This is a genomic window from Paraburkholderia sp. GAS33 (assembly GCF_050436645.1).
Lineage (GTDB): Bacteria > Pseudomonadota > Gammaproteobacteria > Burkholderiales > Burkholderiaceae > Paraburkholderia > Paraburkholderia phenazinium_B.
The window spans coordinates 13,535-32,001 of record NZ_JBNDMP010000024.1 but is presented as its reverse complement, the minus strand read 5'-3'; the positions used below and the strand labels follow the sequence as shown (position 1 = coordinate 32,001).

Annotated in this window: 15 protein-coding genes; 8 read left to right on the top strand and 7 right to left on the bottom strand. The window is 58.2% G+C overall.

Annotation, left to right across the window (positions count from 1 at the left end; genetic code table 11):
• Window positions 1–35 precede the first annotated feature (35 nt).
• Window positions 36–425 carry a DUF3331 domain-containing protein gene (locus tag P3T24_RS37495; protein ID WP_083640394.1) on the bottom strand — a complete coding sequence of 130 codons (390 nt, stop codon included), beginning with the start codon at window positions 423–425 and terminating at the stop codon, window positions 36–38.
• Window positions 426–1,005: 580 nt separating this feature from the next.
• On the opposite strand from P3T24_RS37495, the gene P3T24_RS37490 reads away from it, so the two are divergent.
• Window positions 1,006–1,431, top strand: a complete 426-nt coding sequence (locus tag P3T24_RS37490; protein WP_429441724.1) for a response regulator transcription factor — start codon at window positions 1,006–1,008, stop codon at window positions 1,429–1,431.
• A gap of 49 nt (window positions 1,432–1,480) precedes the next feature.
• Here the strand turns inward: P3T24_RS37490 and P3T24_RS37485 are convergent, their stop codons facing one another.
• Together P3T24_RS37485 and P3T24_RS37480 are read right to left on the bottom strand one after the other, a co-directional pair.
• Window positions 1,481–2,161 carry a response regulator transcription factor gene (locus P3T24_RS37485; RefSeq protein WP_074267538.1) on the bottom strand — a complete coding sequence of 227 codons (681 nt, stop codon included), beginning with the start codon at window positions 2,159–2,161 and terminating at the stop codon, window positions 1,481–1,483.
• A gap of 84 nt (window positions 2,162–2,245) precedes the next feature.
• The gene (locus P3T24_RS37480; protein ID WP_083611626.1) at window positions 2,246–7,804 is read right to left on the bottom strand and encodes a trifunctional serine/threonine-protein kinase/ATP-binding protein/sensor histidine kinase; all 5,559 of its coding nucleotides are present in this window, start codon (window positions 7,802–7,804) and stop codon (window positions 2,246–2,248) included.
• 281 nt (window positions 7,805–8,085) lie between these two features.
• Here P3T24_RS37480 and P3T24_RS37475 point away from each other — a divergent pair, with 281 nt between their 5' ends.
• Window positions 8,086–8,964, top strand: coding sequence for a LysR family transcriptional regulator (locus tag P3T24_RS37475; protein ID WP_074267537.1), 879 nt, complete (start codon window positions 8,086–8,088; stop codon window positions 8,962–8,964).
• Window positions 8,965–9,028: 64 nt separating this feature from the next.
• On the opposite strand, the gene P3T24_RS37470 is transcribed toward P3T24_RS37475, so the two are convergent.
• Together P3T24_RS37470 and P3T24_RS37465 are read right to left on the bottom strand one after the other, a co-directional pair.
• Window positions 9,029–9,946: a DMT family transporter gene (locus P3T24_RS37470; RefSeq protein WP_074267536.1), complete on the bottom strand. Its 918-nt coding sequence runs from the start codon at window positions 9,944–9,946 to the stop codon at window positions 9,029–9,031.
• A 134-nt stretch (window positions 9,947–10,080) separates the two neighbouring features.
• The gene (locus P3T24_RS37465) at window positions 10,081–10,749 is read right to left on the bottom strand and encodes a glutathione S-transferase family protein (protein WP_074267535.1); all 669 of its coding nucleotides are present in this window, start codon (window positions 10,747–10,749) and stop codon (window positions 10,081–10,083) included.
• A 147-nt stretch (window positions 10,750–10,896) separates the two neighbouring features.
• Between P3T24_RS37465 and P3T24_RS37460 the strand changes: the two genes are divergently transcribed.
• Together P3T24_RS37460 and P3T24_RS37455 are read left to right on the top strand one after the other, a co-directional pair.
• Window positions 10,897–11,802, top strand: coding sequence for an amidohydrolase family protein (locus tag P3T24_RS37460; RefSeq protein WP_074267534.1), 906 nt, complete (start codon window positions 10,897–10,899; stop codon window positions 11,800–11,802).
• A gap of 36 nt (window positions 11,803–11,838) precedes the next feature.
• Window positions 11,839–12,762, top strand: coding sequence for a LysR substrate-binding domain-containing protein (locus P3T24_RS37455; RefSeq protein ID WP_074267533.1), 924 nt, complete (start codon window positions 11,839–11,841; stop codon window positions 12,760–12,762).
• Between the two features lie 146 nt (window positions 12,763–12,908).
• On the opposite strand, the gene P3T24_RS37450 is transcribed toward P3T24_RS37455, so the two are convergent.
• The gene (locus tag P3T24_RS37450) at window positions 12,909–13,877 is read right to left on the bottom strand and encodes a PDR/VanB family oxidoreductase (RefSeq protein WP_074267532.1); all 969 of its coding nucleotides are present in this window, start codon (window positions 13,875–13,877) and stop codon (window positions 12,909–12,911) included.
• Window positions 13,874–15,007: an aromatic ring-hydroxylating dioxygenase subunit alpha gene (locus P3T24_RS37445; RefSeq protein ID WP_167379438.1), complete on the bottom strand. Its 1,134-nt coding sequence runs from the start codon at window positions 15,005–15,007 to the stop codon at window positions 13,874–13,876. The genes P3T24_RS37450 and P3T24_RS37445 overlap by 4 nt, the downstream gene beginning before the upstream one ends.
• Before the next feature lie 329 nt (window positions 15,008–15,336).
• Here P3T24_RS37445 and frmR point away from each other — a divergent pair, with 329 nt between their 5' ends.
• From frmR to fghA, 4 genes are all read left to right on the top strand, one after another.
• Window positions 15,337–15,612 (top strand): formaldehyde-responsive transcriptional repressor FrmR, encoded by a 276-nt coding sequence (gene frmR, locus P3T24_RS37440; protein ID WP_074267531.1) that lies wholly within the window; start codon window positions 15,337–15,339, stop codon window positions 15,610–15,612.
• Between the two features lie 68 nt (window positions 15,613–15,680).
• Window positions 15,681–16,790: an S-(hydroxymethyl)glutathione dehydrogenase/class III alcohol dehydrogenase gene (locus tag P3T24_RS37435; protein ID WP_074267530.1), complete on the top strand. Its 1,110-nt coding sequence runs from the start codon at window positions 15,681–15,683 to the stop codon at window positions 16,788–16,790.
• Window positions 16,791–16,864: 74 nt separating this feature from the next.
• Window positions 16,865–17,440: an S-(hydroxymethyl)glutathione synthase gene (gene gfa, locus P3T24_RS37430; RefSeq protein WP_074267529.1), complete on the top strand. Its 576-nt coding sequence runs from the start codon at window positions 16,865–16,867 to the stop codon at window positions 17,438–17,440.
• Window positions 17,441–17,497: 57 nt separating this feature from the next.
• Window positions 17,498–18,328 carry an S-formylglutathione hydrolase gene (gene fghA, locus P3T24_RS37425; protein ID WP_074267528.1) on the top strand — a complete coding sequence of 277 codons (831 nt, stop codon included), beginning with the start codon at window positions 17,498–17,500 and terminating at the stop codon, window positions 18,326–18,328.
• The last annotated feature ends 139 nt before the right edge of the window (window positions 18,329–18,467 follow it).

Sequence of the window (18,467 nt, the reverse complement as noted above, 5' to 3'; positions counted from 1 at the left end):
ACCAGTAAGCGCGAATCGCCCCTCCCCACAGCGTCTCAAGCGATTGCGCGGTGCGTGGCCAGCTCGCTGGCCAGAATCATGGCGTCGCCGTTGAGTGGCCTCGATGGTCCGCGGCCTCGGGGTCGATAGACGCAATCGCCGCGGCCAATACGTTTGCCAGACAAGGCACAACGCCCGGACGAGCGAGCGCGGCACGGCACCCAGACCTGCTCCTCGTAGTTGCAAAGCGTCGGATCGTGCCAGCACAGGGAGAAGCGCGAATTGGACAATGCCTCCACAACCCTTACCGTATAAGGCCGCACTTCCCCGCGGTCGCTCTTGCGTGGAAGGCGCTGGCCGCCATCGGACCAGGAACGCCTAGACAAATGCGGAGGCTGTCGCTTCGGATCTGGCGGTGAAGAAAACTCACGGATGGTTGCGAGCATCGAAGTCCAAGGGTCCGCTGAAGTATGACCGGCTGGCCGATGCGATGATAGGAGGTCGGCCGTTAGCAGCATGGGGCCAATAGACGCATGGTAAGAATCATTGTTTAAGAATGTCTCAAGGGGCGAATCGCACTCAGCGTTCAACATCGCGTTCCTCTCTTTAGCGACGAGTGAAGATCAATCAAATTTAGCAGTACGGTCGAATGACCACTAACTTACGGCTACTGGACACATATTGAGATGACTCTTCGAAGAAGTTAAACGCTCAAACGGGGTGGGCGGCAGTTCCGCAGCAATGTTGGCCCAAGCCGCGCCGCACGCTTTGCACTGTCGTAACGGTGTGTGGCCTCAATGTGAGAAGAGTAGCTCTTGCGGAAGAGCGAATCTATTCCCCGGTAGGATATTCTGACGCCGCATTGAGGTAAGTCGCATATACGAGGGTATAAGCGCGGCAAGGAAGCTTCATGCGCGGCGCCGATCTGCGCAAAGACGAGACTGCCGCAGAGTTGGTTCGATTCGCATATACGTTCGTATCATGTCGCCGCACATGGTTATAAGCTAATCTGCAGATGAAAAAGAGATGGACTGCACCGGCCTCACGCCGTCCCTTAAAACGAGAGGTCGAGAGGGCATTTTGCAAATTTCGCCTGTTGTTTCGATTGTCGATGATGACCAAGCGGTTCGTCATGCCCTGGACAGCCTGATCCGGTCGCTGGGTTGGCAGGTGCGCATGTATAAGTCGGCGGAGGAATTTTTTTCGTCAGGGGAGGCTGCTCACACCGCCTGCCTGATTTCCGATTTTTTGATGCCAGGGATGTCCGGTATCGAGATGTATGAGCACCTTCGTGCTCAGGGGCATAATCCACCGACCATATTTATCACCGCCTGTCCGAGCTCACCTCTACGGGCGCAAGTCGTGAGTGCCGGCGCACTCGTGTTGCTGCCGAAACCTTATGACACAGCCACTTTGACTCACTGGCTCTCGGTAGCACTTGGTAGTCCTTAGCGATGGAACGGCGCTGAGAAGAAGTCCGAATTACCTGACACGATGACGCTCAATGATGATCGCCGCGAGGCAGAGAGGGCCCTATACCGAGCGATTCGGCCTTGCGGACCAGATCCGGCATCGAGCACGCGTTCATTTTACGCATGACGTGTCCACGGTGAACCTTAACCGTGATCGCACTCAGGTTCATCTCATAGGCAATCTGCTTGTTCAGAAGACCGGAAAGCACAAAGCCCATCACTTCTTTCTCGCGCGGCGAAAGGGACTGGTATAACGCACGCAGATCGGCCAGCGCGGCTTCTGCCGCGAGCCGCTCGTTGTCTCGCGCCAGAGCCTGAGCAACGGCGTCGAGCATGTCCTGGTCCTTAAACGGTTTCGCAAAGAAGTCCTGCGCGCCGGCCTTCATTGCCTTCACGCCCATCTCGATGTCTCCGTGACCGGTCATGAATACAACGGGAATACGCATGCCGCGATTCACGATATCTTCGTGAATCGCCATGCCGCTCTTTCCGCGGAGTCGCACGTCGAGGATGAGGCAACTTGGTCCGGCGGCAGGCGGGCACCGTAGAAATTCGTCCGGGGATTCGAACGCTTCGACCCGCAGGCCGACTGAGCGCATAAGGGTGCTAAGGGAAAGCCGGATTCCCTTGTCATCATCGACGATGTAGACGACGGAGCCTTCGGTTGCTGCGGTTTCGGCTGTTTTACGGGAGTTCGTTCCAGTAGTCATTCGGCCACCTCGCGAAACCGGAACGCGGCCGCGTCCCGTTGGCATGCAATTATTTTACGCCCCCGAGCGAAGCAGGTACCACTTTTACTCTCCCCCCCCAGCAGGCAACGTGAACTGAAAGACAGCCCCTCGCGGTTCATTCTTGCAAGCCCACAACCGCCCCCCGTGCGTCTCGACGATTGAACGGCAGATCGACAGGCCCATGCCTAGGCCATTCTCCTTCGTCGTGTAGAACGGATCGAAGACGCGACTGAACTCATCCGGAGGGAGCCCCGGACCAGAATCCCGCACGACGATAGACACGCCATCCGATAAATCTGCAGTTGTGCTGATCAGTAGCTCACGGGGACCCGTGCTCGTTGAGCCCATCGCCTCAAGGGCGTTGACGATCAGGTTGAGCATCACCTGTTGCAACTGAACGCGATCACCCAGGACGAGAGGCAAGGCATCGCCGAGTGCCGTCAGCACTGAGACGTCGTACTTCGCCGCTTCGCCCCGCGTCAGTTCGATCACCTCGACGACCGCCTCGTTAATGTCTACCCGGTCCTTGCGTGGAGGCGCTTTTCTGACCAGGTCGCGAATCCCGCTAATGATGCCGCCAGCGCGTGTTGCCTCATAGACGATGCCATCGAGCGCCTGCCTGACCTCATTAAGGTTAGCGGGCCTCGCGTCCAGCCAGCGCGAGGCGGCCGAAGCATAGGTCGCTACCGCAGTGATCGGCTGCCTGACCTCATGGGCAATCGAGGCTGTGAGCTGCCCCATCGTCGCGGCCCGGTTAGAGTGCGCGAGCGCCATCTGCACTTCACGGTAGCGCTCCTCGCTCTCCCGCACTTCGGCTTCCGCCCGCTTGCACACGGTCAAATCAAGTGCGAAACCGACACCTTGGTGCTGCCCTACTTCGAACGTCGCCACGCCGATCAGCACGGGCGCACGGCTGCCATCCTTTCTGAAATATTCCTTCTCAAAGGGCTGTAATGTCCCTGTCGTCGTGAGCTCCGCGATTCGCTGGTTGTCGCGCTCGAGCCACTCGGGTGGGGTCATGTCGGTCCAGCACATCCGTCCCGACTCGAGGTCCTCGCGGTCGTATCCCACGATCCGGAGAAACGCTTCATTGGCCTCGAGAATCTGGCCATCGAGATGGAAAGTGAAAATACCCACAATGTTGGCCTCGACGAGACGTCGGATCCTTGCTTCGCGTTCCGCCAGATCGCGGTACAGACGAGCGTTCTCGAGGGTAATCGCGGCCTGCGAGGCCAGCAATTCGAGGACGGTTATGCGCTCAGGCGTGAACGCCTGGATGGCCAGGTTGTTCTCCAGATACAGCAAGCCGATCAATTCGGAACGGCGCATGAGAGGCAGACACAACACGGACTTCGGTTGGCGGCGGGTAAGGTATTCGTCTGCCGAAAAGGGGTTCGCTTGCGTCGCATCATCCAGCAGCACCCGCTCCTGGCAGCGCTGGACATAGTTGACGATGGAGTCCGGCAACGCCGCTTCGCGCGCGGCTGACTCCGGCGGGGCCGAGCCGTGCGACACGTCGCCCAAGTGCCGCCGGACGTGAACGGTCTGCTGCGCGAGGCTCGCTTCGGCCACGAGTGCCAAGCTGGCATTGTGGGCTAGCAACAGCCGGCCGGTTTGCGCGCCGGCACTTTCGAGCAGGATGTGCATTAGCGTGTCGACAAGATCGTCAAGCACGATATGGCTAGATATGGCCTGCGAGGCTTTGGCGACCGACAGCAGATCGAGTTGCACCACATTGCCAACAGGCGTGGCGAGCCGAGACGTTGCCACTTCGCGTATTGGCGATATGCGCGCGTCGAGCTGCCTGACTTTGCCGTGTGCGCCCCAGCGCTCAAAACAGCTGCGCGCTTCGTTCAGATGGGCGCGGCCGGCGCTCGCCCATCCGCGGGCACGGCAAAATCCGGCGGCCAGTTCATGAGCGATGCCTTCGTTTTGGACAAACCCTTGATCGCTGGCCGCTTGAATGGCCACTTCGTACAGACACATCGCATCGAGGTTCCGCCCTTCGATCCGGGCGATCTCAGCCGACACCAAGGCGTGCTTGTCCGCGAACGTAGGCGGATAGGTGTCAGCCCACTCGCGCAATTGCTCCCGGTGCTCGTCGAGGAGGGCGTGCCACGCGACCTGCTCGCCAGCGGACCCGTTCTCATAGAGTGCAGCCAACGTCAGCGCCGTGTAGTAAAAATAGTCAAGTGACTGAAAGAGGCCGACCAGGACCCACAATTGCGGTTGCGCCCGTTGGGCGGCGTCGAGGGCCGCTACGTAGTCGCCTGCCAGAAATCTCGCGTGCAGTTTGAAGATCCAGTACGTGCAGACCATCGAGCTCATCCGGTCGTCCGTCAGTTGCGCCTCAAACGCCGCTTCGTCGAACTGCGAGTCGCTAAACGTGGATAATTTCGCGGTATGACCCTGCATGGTCGCAATGAAGCGTTGGTTGCACACTATGGCGTCCGCCGCGTCGAGGTACCCGGCCTTGCGCACGAAGTCGAGGCTCCGCTGCGACTCGCGCCAGACCGTTTCGAGCGGATCGCCCCGCAGTAGAAGGTCGCTGGTGCAATGGAACGCACTGTAGCAAGCCGTCGTCAGATCGCCCGTCTCGGTCGCGGTGCGAAACGCTGCCCGATGGAAGTCAATCACGGTTTCGATCGGCTGGGTCCAGAAAGCAACGTGTCCCGTTGCGATATAGACTAATGCCTTATCGACAGGGAAACCGCCCTCGCCGACCAGGTCGCATGCAAGCCTGGCGAAACGGTAACCGTCGCGGTAGCGGCGAAACACCGGGCCAAGGATAAACCCGAAGCAGGCGTACGCGGACGCACCACTCGAGCCGTGCAGCAGGCTGATGTTCACCATGCGGCACAGGTGCAGGCACAACAACTGGAAATCGATAAAGTAGGCGGATTCATACAGGGTCGAGAGAAGACGCATCGCGACCTGCAGTTCCGGATCGGTCATCAGCGGCACGTCTATTAAGCTCTCGACCGGGCGACCCGCCAGGTTGCGCCAGACCGCTTCGTATTCGGCCTCGACCTGTTCCTGAGACGGGTGCGCCGGGAGATCGATGCCGAACAGGCGCAGGCAGGTGAGCACGCTGTCGACGGCCTGCCGGTTCTCCGACTTGACGATATGCAGCCGCACCTTCATATGGCAGACGGCCGCATGATCGACTCTCGACACGCATCGCCGCAATAGCTCCTCGATGAGTTGCTCAGCCTTGTCGGCGCGACCTGTCAGATACTCACACTCCGCGCGTTCGAGCCGCAGACTGAACATCAGGTCACGGTGGCTGACCCAGTTGCCGTCGTCGAGCAGGTCCATGCCGGCCGCCAGGTACACGCACGCAGACGCATAAGCTGCCGAGGACTTAGCCCGGCGCCCGGCACTCAGGTCGAGCGCCGCGATCTGCACTTTCTCATCATGCCCGGTGAGCAGGGTTGCGCCCCGATTGAACTGGTTCGCGACATCGAACACATGCTCTGCAAGTTCGTCAGCAGTCAGGTTGGCCAGCAGCACGCGACCGATGCTTAGGTGGACGCCGGCGCGCTCCGCGTCGGGAATCAGCGCGTAGGCGGCCTGCTGGATCCGATCATGCAGGAACTTGCCGGTGCCGTCGGCAAGCACAATCAGATTTTCGCGCGCCGCGGCCGCGAGGGCTTGCTCGACCTCGACCTTGACCTCCCTCACGCCTTGCCATGCAGCGAACGCCAAATTGCCGCTGACCAGCGCGACATGGCGAAGGTCGAAAGTGTTGCCGAGGCATGCCGCCAGTCGCAAGGTTTCCTGTGCCGCGACCCTCAATTGTCGCAACTTACCCACCGTCAGGTCGACGGCGTTGCCGGCAAAATTTTTAGCCCTGATCTGATCCAGGTTCCACCGCCAGGCCCGGTGTTGCGCATCGTGCCGCAGCAACCCCTCCTGGTGCAGCACATCCAGGAACTGGATAAAGAAGAACGGATTGCCCCCTGTGCGCTCGCGAACAAGCCGCGTGAGCGGTTCGCAGGCGGCAGCAGATGGTGCACGGAGCGTGTCGGCCACCAGCCGGTTCAGATCCACGACCGACAGCGGCGCGAGCTGAAGCTCGTTCACCGATGTGCCATTCTGGCGGATCCTCTCGACGCTCGTCATCAACGGGTGCGTGGCACTCACTTCGTTATCACGAAAAGCACCCACTAGCAGCAGATAGCGTGTGTCCGGGTGTGTGATCAGGTCCTCGACGAGCGTCAGGCTAGCCGGATCGATCCACTGCAGATCGTCCAGGAAGAGAACCAGAGGATGTGCCTCGCTCGCGAACCCCATGACGAATTGCCGGAACACCACGCGGAACCGGTTTTGTGCCTTGGTCGGCGGCAACGCCGACACCGGCAATTGCGCGCCGATAATCAACTCGACCTGGGGCAGCACATCGACAATAAGCTGGCCATTGGTGCCGACCGCGGCCTGGATCCGTTGCCGCCAGCCGGCGACGCGCGCTTCGCTTTCCGCCAGTAGTTGTTGCACCAGTTCGCGAAACGCCTTGATGATGGCAGCATAAGGAAAATAGCGCTGGCCCTGATCGAACTTGCCCGAAATGAAGTAACCACGGTTCGCCACAATCGGCCTGCGCAACGCCTCGACCAGCGTCGACTTGCCGATGCCGGAGTACCCGGAGACGATCGCCAGCATGGCCTCGCCGGTGGCCGCCGTCCGCTCGAAGGCGCCTAGCAGCCTCGCTGCTTCGTGGCGCCGCCCGTAGAGCTTGTGCGGGGCATGGAAACGTACCGGGATATCTTCCCTGCCGAGCGGGAACGGCTCGATCTGACCCGAGGTCCGCCATTGCACCAGACACCGATCGAGATCGGCCTTCAGGCCTTGCGCGCTTTGGTAGCGGTCTTCTGGTAGCTTGGCCAGCATCTTCATCACGATATCCGACACCGGCTGTGGCACCTCGGGCGTGATCCCCGTCGGTGGTATCGGCATACGGGCGATATGGCAATGCGTCCATTCCAGCGGGTCGTTCGCCTGAAATGGCAGCTGGCCGGTCAGCATCCGATAGAGCATTACACCCATCGAATAGCAGTCGGTCCGATAATCAACCGGACGATTCATGCGGCCCGTTTGCTCGGGGGACACGTAAGCCCAATCTCCAGCGGGGGCGGTGACCTCCCTCGTCGGGACGGTGCTGGCTTCCTTTGCCGTCGCCATACTGAAATCCACCAGTAGAACCCGGCCAGTGCCAGGCTCGACGAGGAGATTGGCGGGTCGGATATCGCGGTGGATAACCTGCGCGGCATCGATACCCGCGAACGTATCCGCCAGATGACGGCCGATACGCAGGCAAACAGGCAGGTCCATTCGCGGCGCACGACCCAAAACGGCTTCGAGCGACTCGCCGGCGAAGTCTTCGAGCACCAGCACCGGGCCGATTCGCTCATCGATTAACGTGAGCGGTTTCGCAATCCCCGCGACGTTTAAAGATTGCAGCAGGAGGTGTTCGCGTTTCAGCAGAGCGAATTGGACTGGGTCGGCGTTTTCCGCAGGCAACTTCAACAGTACCGTCGACCCATCCGCGGAGCGTCCACGGAAGAGGTCGGAGCCCGCTGTCGCGCAGACCCGCTCAAGGATCTGACAGTTCGCGATGGCCACACCCTCTCCTTTGTGACGCCAGCGACTTGCCTACACCGGTACGTTGCGTTTTCCCTTAGTGCCCGAAACACAGGCACAGAGAAACCAGTGTGAGCATCGTGAGGGGGCCAATCACCCAGGGAGGTGCATAGCCCAATCGACGCGCGGGTTCGACGTCGACGATGGTAGATTTCTGTGGAAAATTTCTGATCTGCACTAGGGTAACCGGATGACAAAAGCAACAAAAATACTATTTAAAAATTGATGCTATGCTTTTGAGGTATAGGGGAACGAGGTCCCTCATGGAATTTCGCCATTTACGATATTTTCTCGCCGTCGCCGAGCATCGCAGCGTTGCCGAGGCCGCGAGACACTTGCACGTCGTTCAGCCAGCCTTGAGCCGCCAAATCAGGGATCTGGAAGAAGAATTAGGAGCCTTTCTCTTTGTCCGCAGCATTCGAGGTGTTGAACTCACTGCGGCGGGACGACAGCTTGTCGTAGACGCAACACGCCTGCTTGATGACCTACAGATGGCGACTGAGCGGGTCTCGCGAATAGCAAGCGGTCAACTTGGCGCTCTCCGAATCGGGGTATCTGCCAGCTACAGTTGGCACCCTTCAATCTTGCGACTACTACGCGAGTTCAGAACGACTCATCCCAATATAGCCGTTACGCTTGAGCCGGTACTCGCTATGAAACAGATCGAGGAAATTGCTGATGGCAGTCTCGACGGCGGATTTCTCGCGCTTAGGGATCGAAGCGATAAAGCATTTTTTGGGCACACCATATTTGGCGGCAGGCTGATGCTCGCGGTGCCGCGCCAAAGCAATCTTGCCCGTAAGCCGCCAGCTACACTTGCCGAACTCAAAGATGAACCCTGTATCTGGTTCGCTCGCGAAAACGCACCGTCGCACTACGATTTTTGGATTGATCAGTGCCAGCGAGCGGGGTTCGTGCCGCGCCTGGTAGAAGTGGCGGTCGATACTTCCACCATCTTGGGGTTCGTCGCTGCGGGCATGGGATATTCGATTGTGCCGGATGTATCAGAGTACAGCTGCCCGCCTGATGCTCAACTGATCAGTCATCCAGACCTGTCCAGCACCTATGAAGTTGAATTCGTATGGAGCGCGGACGCTAAAAACCCCGCACTCGATCAGTTCATCCAACATTTTAGGCCTTGATATCGCGTCCGGCGATTGCGTGTCCAGCATGCATTCGCGCCAGGTCTACGGATTCCCACTTACCTCATTTCGCTGGCCTGTGAGTCGCGCGGCAGCCGATCAGCAACGGTCGGCGAATCATCTGTGCCAGCAATACGCCCAAAAGAGTGACTCCGCCGCCGAGGAGGTGATATGCATGCAAATGCTCTCTGAACCAGCCAACCGCGATGACGGCTGTCGCGACAGGTAGCAGGTTAATAAACATACTGCAGCGGTTAGCGCCTAGATGTTTGACTCCCTGCATCCACAAATACGGCAGTACGACGGAAGCAGACATGCCTGCATATACGATCAACGGTACGCTCGCCCGATTCGGGAGCGCCGCGTGCAGCGGTAGCCGAAATTCGAAAACCAGCATGAAGCCCAGCGCGGCGATTGCCTGCAAATAGGTCGACTGCCATGACGGTAGGCCGACGTTCCAGCGTCGGAGCAACACGCCGTACAGTGCGTAAGCAAGAGCCGCAATCAGCATCAGCAGATCACCCACGTGGCCGCCGCCTGAGAGAAGAGCCGCCGGGTTTCCTGAACTGACCAGGTAGACAAGACCAACCAAGGATAGAAGGCCGCCGCATAGCATGCCCACCGTCGGGGCTTCGCGCAAAAACAGCACAGAGAGAAGCATAGTCAGAAGTGGCACAAGCGAGGTGATGACCGCCATGCTGGTCGCGGTGGTGGTTTTCGCTGCCTGATATGCCAGGCATTGAAACAGCGCCATGCCGAGAAAACCTAGAATCGCAAGTCTTGGCAATTGCGGCACGATCACGGCGCGGCTGCGCCACACCGGCTTCTGAACAAACGTGCTCATCAATGCAACAGCAAAAGCAAGTCGCCAGAACGTGATAGCCGTCGGATCGATGGCGTTGACCGCCAGCTTCGTAACCATCACGTTACCAGCCCATAGCAGTATCGCGACGAAAGGAAACAGGAAATACGGGGCAGACATGGCGGAACGTCTCCTGAAATAAGGAAATTGGAAAATGGTGTCCGCGGCGAACGAGAGCTCGCGAGGCATCGTGACTGTTTAGAATTTCCTGATGTAGAACCTTGCTGCCATTTTTTATCGGAGACTCGGGAGGGCTATTGCGGGGTCTCCGCGGGTCTTGTCAGCACCATGGAAGAACGCTGTGAGAAGTTTTCATACCAGTACGCAAGGTGGGGAGATGTCGCGCGCCATTGATCGCCTTGATAGCGGAAATCGGAAAACCCGCAAGCAGCGGCAATGGTTATCTGGGCAAGATCCGGTTCTGGCGCGAAATCCACCGCGTCTTCATTCAGCGCCACGAAGCAGCGCTGTGCCCGGACCTTCATCTTTTCGAGGAAAGCGGCGGATCGTCCCGCCGGATCGCGGAGCAGTTCCGCGCGCCGGCTGATGTGCGCTTCGAGTATGCCGTTCGCGATGGCGACTTGGGACAGGATGCGCCACCGGCGTTCGCCTGCCTGAGGAAGCAGCCGGTATTGACCATACTCAGCGTTCAGGTAATCGCAGATCACCATCGAATCCGCGAGGCTCAGCCCTTGATCCGTCACCAGCGCGGGGATGCGGCCAACCGGTGTAGCCTGGCCGAATTCGGGCGTGAATGGCACGGTGTGCGTTCCCCACGAGTGCGGCCATCGGGTTTGGATCGTGGTGACTTTGTCCTGGATGCCCAGTTCGATGATGCAAATCATGACCCGGCGGACCCAGGGCGATGCGGGGGTTGCGAATAGCTGCATGATGCCTTGGCGCGAACGAAATCGAACACGCATGATGTAGCTCCAGAGGAAAAGTGACTATCAGTATTTTTAAAAGCCCCCGTCAACGCATCCCTAACACGGTGTTAATGCAATCCTGATTGCCAGCCGCAGCGACCTGTCCGCACAATGTTCGGGTGTTCAACATACGAGCTGGCTCGAATGAAAATCATCGATGCACATTTCCATTTGTGGGATTTGAAGGAAAACTATTACCCGTGGCTAAACGACGGCAATCGATCTTCGGTCGTGCCGGACTACTGCTCGTTACGGCGTAACTATCTGGTGACGGATTTTCTTTTGGACTCAGAGGATTTCGAATTGCTTGCTGCGGTGCATATCCAGGCAGAGCACGATCCTTCTGACCATGTCCGCGAAACCCGCTGGCTGCAAGGTGTAGCCGACGATGTCGTTCGTTCCGGAGGGGTCCCTCAGGTCATCGTGGGCAATGTCGATCTGGCGGCGCCTGATGTGCGTGCAGTCCTCGAAGGCCATCGTGCATTCAGGAATACCAGGGGCGTCCGCCAGGCCTTGCATCGGCGGCTCGACGCGTCGCCCGCCTACGACCCACTGCACGACCCGGTATGGCAACGCAATTTTCGGTTGATCAAGGAATTCGATCTGACCTTCGATCTGCAATTCTTCCCCGAACAGGGAGCAGACGTGGTCCGGCTGGTGCGCGCGCACCCAGACACGCAATTTATTCTTACGCACGTCGGCATGCCCTATGCAAACCAAGCCGAACGCCATGCGCTCTGGCGCAAGAACATGCGGAAGCTGTCCCAGCTACCTAATGTCGCGGTGAAAATATCCGGGTTCGGCATGTTCGACACCGCATGGACGCTGGATTCGATACGTCCCATTTTGGACTATACCGTTGATCTTTTTGGCTCTGGCCGGTGTGCGCTTGCCAGCAACTACCCCGTGGAGAGTATCGTCACGCCCTATCGGGAAGTCTGGCAAGACTATGTCCGATATTTCGAAGATTACAGCGCCGACGAGGTGGAAGGCCTCTTCCGTGGAAACGCGCGACGCCTTTATCGGTTGGAACTGAATGGCGACATGTAGGCGAATGATTCATTCACCGCGGTATCATGATGCGCCATGAACCTACGTCTGGATCTGTTCGATCTACAACTCTTCATCCATATCGCCGATGCTAGCAGCCTGACTCAAGGTGCCAGCCGCAGCGCCATTTCCACCGCCGCCGCGTCCACGCGGATCAGGAACATGGAGGCCACGGTTGGTGCGCGGCTGCTCAATCGCACGCCTCAGGGGGCCACGCTGACTGCGGCTGGCCGGGCACTGCTTGCGCATGCGCAGCAGATCATACAGCAGATGGAGCACCTAAGCTTCGACATGCGCGATTTCAGCCGTGGCTTGCGGGGTCAGGTGAAAGTCTACGCGCACACGACTTCGATGACCGAATTCATGCCCCAGGCGCTCAGCGGATTCCTAGCGCAGCACCAGGACGTGGAGATCGAGCTCAGAGAGGCACTCAGCGACGATATCGTACGGGCGGTCGCTGCCGGCGAGGCGGATATCGGCGTCGTGTCCAGTCCGGTCGGAACGGGCGAATTGTGGGCCCGCCCTTTCGGCAGTAACAGGCTGGTCGTCATCTTGCCGCCTTCTTCCGAACTGGCGCGCGTCTCTTCGATCTCTTTCACCGAGACGCTCAGGCTTTCCTGCATCGCTTTGCCGGGCGACACAGCCCTACACCGGTTCATGGCGCGCGTGGCAACGCAATCCGGCGGGAATTTCCGGCCTCGAGTGCAGGTCAGCAACTTCGAGGCCATGTGCCGCATGGTCGAGGCGGGCGTCGGAATCGGCATCGCGCCGATTTCCTCAGTGGAGCGCTACGTGAAGAGCATGAACATACGTTATATCGCGCTCGAAGATCCCTGGGCCATACGCGAGGTAAGCCTGGTGACGCAACCGCCCGACACGCTGCCGACGCTTGTGAAAAACTTGTCGGAGCACCTGGTCGAATATGCAAAGGCCAATAGTCGAATGCGAGTGGACAGATGACAATCGGACACGGCTAGCGTCGGCGACGAGGGTCGTGTGGCTCCCATTCCAGTGTGGATTCATGAGACCCGCGCCGCGTTCATAGCGACGCTGGTTGACGCGTCTGACCATCAATCAATACACCCGATGACGTGCCGGTCCGGTGCCTACAAGTCGAGAACGAGTCTCGCGCTTTTCGAGCGGGAGCAACAGACTGTCATACAGTCGTTGCGAAGATGTTCCGCATCCGTCAAATACACATCCCGATGATCGGGTTCGCCCTGCAACACCCGCGTCAGACACGTTCCGCAGACCCCCTGCTCGCAGCTGACTTCCAGAGCGACACCGGCTTCGCCCAGAACCTCCACGATACTTCGATCCGCAGGAACCGTGAGGATCTGCCCCGTGCTGCTTAGTTGTACCTCGAAGGATTCCTCTGCAGACGCGGCGGTTGATGTCGATGCAGCGAAGAACTCTCGATGCAGCCGCGCTTCTGGCCAACCCCGTTCGCGCGCATTCTCCAGAACATATCCAATGAACGGCGCAGGTCCGCAAACATACACGTGCGCGTCGTCGTCCGAACTCCCCAATGCCTGCCGGATCTCAAGCCGTTGTTCTGGAAGCCCGTCATCAAAATGAAGATGCACATGAGCCGAAAATGACGATTTCGTCATGCGCCGGACAAAGGCGGCACGAGCTGCCGTGCGCACGCAATAGTGCAACTCAAAGGGCTTTCCCGAATCACTGAGATGTTCGGCCATGGCCAGTATCGGCGTCACGCCGATTCCGCCTGCAAACAGGATGTAGCGGCTTGCAGTGGGATCAAGCGCGAAGTGGTTACGCGGCGCTCTGATCCGGATTGTGTGACCGGCCTGAATGCTGTCGTGCACAGCTTGTGAGCCGCCACGCGATGACGGCTCCCGCAGCACACCGATCACGTAGCGATGGCGCTCGCGCGGACTGTTGCAAAGCGAATATTGTCTTATCAGGTCAGGTGCGACTTCGACATCGATGTGTGCGCCAGCCGTGAACCCGGGGAGCTCCCCGCCCTCCCTGTCCACCAGCTCAAGACGGACAACGCCATCCGCCTCGAGTTCCTTGGCCGAAACTTCTACTTCAATCCACGACTCATTCATTTACGACGCTCCACCATCCCATCACTATCACTCTTCGCCTCAAGGTCCAGAAGCCGCTCGCGCGCCCTGCGGACCCGCATTGCAGCTGCGTCACATGTCAGCAGCACCGGCTTCATTTCTTCTAGCGTGCGACCGTCCATATTCCTCTGGACGCTCGCGATCATTGGCTCATCCTCCGTGGCGAACGCCTGACGGATAAACTCCGCCAGTTCGTGCGTCATGGCATCATCGTCGCGACGATAGTTACGCAGATGTATAAAGAAGTAGTAACACCGGTTAGCGCTCGACGGCGTCACTACCTGCAAGGAATCAATCTGAGCTCCGTGATAACGTCCCTGTCCGGCCGGTGCGTGCCCAGATGTGAGATAGAAGTTCGCTGGCGCATCCCAACGGATGTCCAGCCAGTAATCTACGACGTCGTCCTTCGAGCACCCACCTGACATCGAAAAGGATGGCGCGGGCTTTGTGTTTGGCGCCATCCGCATGCTCCATATCGAGTTGCCATCCTCACGTACTTCCGTCTGACCAGGGACGAGCCCATCAGAACCCAAGGTATTCTTGTGCGTAAAGGCAACGTGACTCAAATCCATCAGGTTGTCTGTCATCAACTCATAATTCAAGGGCATCTCCATCGTTTGCCCACGGGTGTACGTAAACTTTTCGGGTTGATTCAACTCCGGATAACGAACAATGGTGGACTCATCGGCGAGTTCGGCTGCGCCCATCCAGATCCACACGATCCCGTCGCGCTCCGCCACCGGGTAGCGCCTGACACAAGCCGCTTTGGGAATGGTCGCACTGTGGGGATTGTGAACACATTGCCCCGAAGGTGCGAATCGCAGACCGTGATAGAGGCATTCGATGGTGTCGCCAACCACTGTGCCCATGCTAAGCGGAGTAAAGCGGTGCGGGCACACGTTTCGCAGAGCCGCCACCTCACCCTCGGAGGTACGAAACAAAACGACGGGTTGGTCGATGATGAGCCGTTCGAGAGGCTCTTGCAAGACATCCGCAGACCACGCGGCAAAGTACCAGACGTTCTGCAAAAACCGCGTATTCGGCTGCCCGTTCTCCTTCGAATCAGAACCGACAACTTCGAGTTGGACAGGGTTCTTTTGTACGGTCGACATCACGCTATCTCCTGTATTTGATCTATTCGTGCGAGGAAGCGCCCCTCGCGTTTCAAGCATTGTCCGGACAAATTTCGCCGGTTAATCCTATGTATCAATACTAGACCTGCGTCCGGCCGAACGCTTATCGGATCGTCTAACGCGTTGCCCAGGTCTTTCCCGAAGTCCGTTATGTTTTACACCGTGCTCTCCGCATAGGTCTCAGCAACAAACCTGTTAGTCGTCACGAGCCTGGAGTTTTCACTTACGTCCTTAGAAAGCTGGACGTTGAGATAAAGAAAGACGGTGGCAATACCACATACTCACGCCCAGTATCTAACGGAGGTCATGTGCCGCATTCACCCCAGGAAAAAAATTTTCTGCTTACCCGCGTCAGACGCTTGCGTGGGCAGGTCGAAGCGCTTGAGCGGGCGTTGGAGGCGAGTGCTGAGTGCGCGGCGATTCTGCAGCAGATCGCCGCAGCGCGCGGCGCGATCAATGGCCTGATGGCCTGCGTGCTTGAAAGCCATTTGCGCGAGGAGTTTTCTAACGCGACCAACCGCCAGGACGGCGCCAATGCATCGATCAACGGCGTTATCAATCTCGTTCGCACCTACCTGCGGTGATGATGTGCAGCCCAGTCCGTCCAGATACTCATATCGCCTGTCTTCGTCGTCCAATTGAGAGAGCTGTCATGAAATCACGTGCTGCAGTTGCATTCGCGCCAGGAAAACCCCTTGAGATCGTCGAGATCGATGTTGCACCGCCAAAGAAACGCGAAGTATTAGTAAAGATCACTCACACGGGTGTATGCCATACAGACTCCTTCACCTTGTCGGGCGACGACCCAGAAGGCCTGTTCCCCTGCGTGCTCGGGCATGAAGGTGCAGGCGTCGTCGTGGAAATCGGCGAAGGCGTCACATCTGTCAAACCTGGCGATCACGTGATTCCGCTGTACACGGCCGAATGCGGCGAATGCCTGTTCTGTAAATCCGGAAAGACGAACCTGTGTGTCGCCGTGCGTGCGACCCAAGGCAAAGGTGTGATGCCCGACGGTACAACCCGCTTCTCCTATAACGGCCAGCCGATCTACCACTACATGGGCTGCTCAACCTTCAGCGAATACACCGTAGTCGCCGAGGTCTCGCTGGCGAAGGTTAACCCCGCTGCCAACCATGAACAGGTTTGTCTGCTGGGGTGCGGTGTAACGACGGGTATCGGCGCGGTGCACAACACCGCGAAGGTTCAACCGGGTGACAGTGTCGCCGTGTTCGGACTTGGTGGAATCGGCCTTGCAGTAATTCAGGGAGCGCGTCAGGCCAAGGCCGGGCGCATCTTTGCGATCGACACCAACCCCTCGAAGTTCGATCTCGCGAAAGCCTTCGGCGCTACCGATTGTGTCAACCCGAAAGACCATGAAAGGCCGATTCAGCAGGTGATCGTCGAAATGACCGGCTGGGGCGTCGATCATTCGTTCGAATGCATCGGCAACGTCAAGGTCATGCGTGCCGCGCTGGAGTGCGCGCACCGTGGCTGGGGACAGTCCATAGTCATCGGCGTCGCGGGGGCCGGTCAGGAAATCTCGACGCGTCCGTTTCAACTGGTGACAGGCCGTACATGGAAAGGCACAGCATTTGGTGGCGTAAAGGGGCGCTCACAACTACCAGGCATGGTGGAAGACGCCATGCGAGGTGACATCCAGCTCGCCCCATTTGTCACGCACAGATTGCCGCTTGATCAGATAAACGAAGCATTCAACCTGATGCACGACGGCATGTCGATTCGCACCGTGATCAACTATTAGGACACGACCGTGCGCAGTCATTGGCGTAGCGTTGTTGCGCCGATTCCTATTCTGAAAACATTGGAGAATTCAAAATGAGCACTGTGGCAATCCACCCATCAGTCGATACCGGTATCAAGAAGGGTACACCCGGCTTCGCCGGCGGTACCCTCCATTGCAATTGTCAGAAGGACAAAGTCGAAGTCCGGATAACCAGTAACGTGGCACACAACCATGCTTGTGGTTGCACCAAGTGCTGGAAACCCGCTGGCGCCGCTTTTTCGGTAGTGGGAGTCGTCCCGAGAGACAAGGTCGAAGTCACGGCTCACCCGGAAAAGCTGCAGGTAGTCGACGAGAACGCCGCTATCCAGCGCCATGCCTGCAAGGCGTGCGGAACTCACATGTATGGTCGGATCGAGAACCGCGACCATCCTTTCTACGGTCTCGACTTCGTGCACACCGAACTGTCCAACGACAAAGGTTGGGAGGAGCCACGTTTTGCGGCATTCGTCTCGTCGGTGATCGAAGGTGGCGGCGCAAAGCCGGAACAAATGGATGACGTTCGAGCCAGACTTACCGAGCTTGGGCTCGCACCGCACGACGCACTCAATCCACCGCTAATGGACGCGATAGCCGCGCACATCGCAAAGCGCAGTGGTGTGCTGAAGTAGCAAAAAAGCCAGGGCGGATCGTTCATACCGATCCGTCCGCTATTTATAGGAGTCGCAATGGAACGGATAGAACACCGTGCCTGTTTTGACGGATGGCAGGACGTATACCGGCATGAGTCGGCCTCGCTCAACTGTTCAATGAACTTCTCTGTGTTTCTCCCGGCGCTGGCATCCAGGAAAAAACTACCCGTACTGTACTGGCTCTCCGGTTTGACTTGCACCGAGCAGAATTTCACCACGAAGGCCGGAGCTCAACAATACGCGAGTCGCCATGGCGTCATCATAGTCGCTCCGGACACCAGCCCTCGCGGGCAACAGGTTGCTGACGATATGGGTTATGACCTTGGAAAAGGTGCAGGCTTTTACGTCAATGCAACCCAGAAACCTTGGGCAGCCCACTACCGGATGTACGACTACGTTGTCACGGAACTTCCCGAATTGATCGAATCGGAATTCCCTGCTTCAGAAGCCCGCTCCATAAGCGGACACTCGATGGGCGGCCATGGTGCAATCGTCGTGGCGCTGCGCAATCCGGGCCGCTATCGCAGCGTTTCGGCATTCTCGCCGATCGTCGCTCCCGCCCAGGTGCCATGGGGCAAGAAAGCATTCGAGGCGTACCTGGGTCCAGACCGTACAGCATGGAGGCAATACGATGCGTGCGACCTCGTCAGGTCCGCGGCAGAGAAGCTTCCGCTACTGGTTGATCAAGGCGCTGCAGATGAATTTCTTGAGACTCAGCTCAAACCTCATCTGTTAAAGGCTTCCTGTGAAGCCGTCGGCCATCCCCTGACACTTAGGCTCTATCCTGGATTCGATCATAGCTACTACTTCATCACTACCTTCATTGGCAATCATATTGCGTTTCATGCTAAAGCTCTCCATGGATAGTCGATTTACACCCGCAGAATTGTCGGACGCTGACACATGGAGACGATGCTGGTCGTAGTACGACCCAACACATTATTGACATGTTATGGCACCGATGAGTTACCTTTTCATCGTGATCCCTCGGTCAAAGTCGCACCGG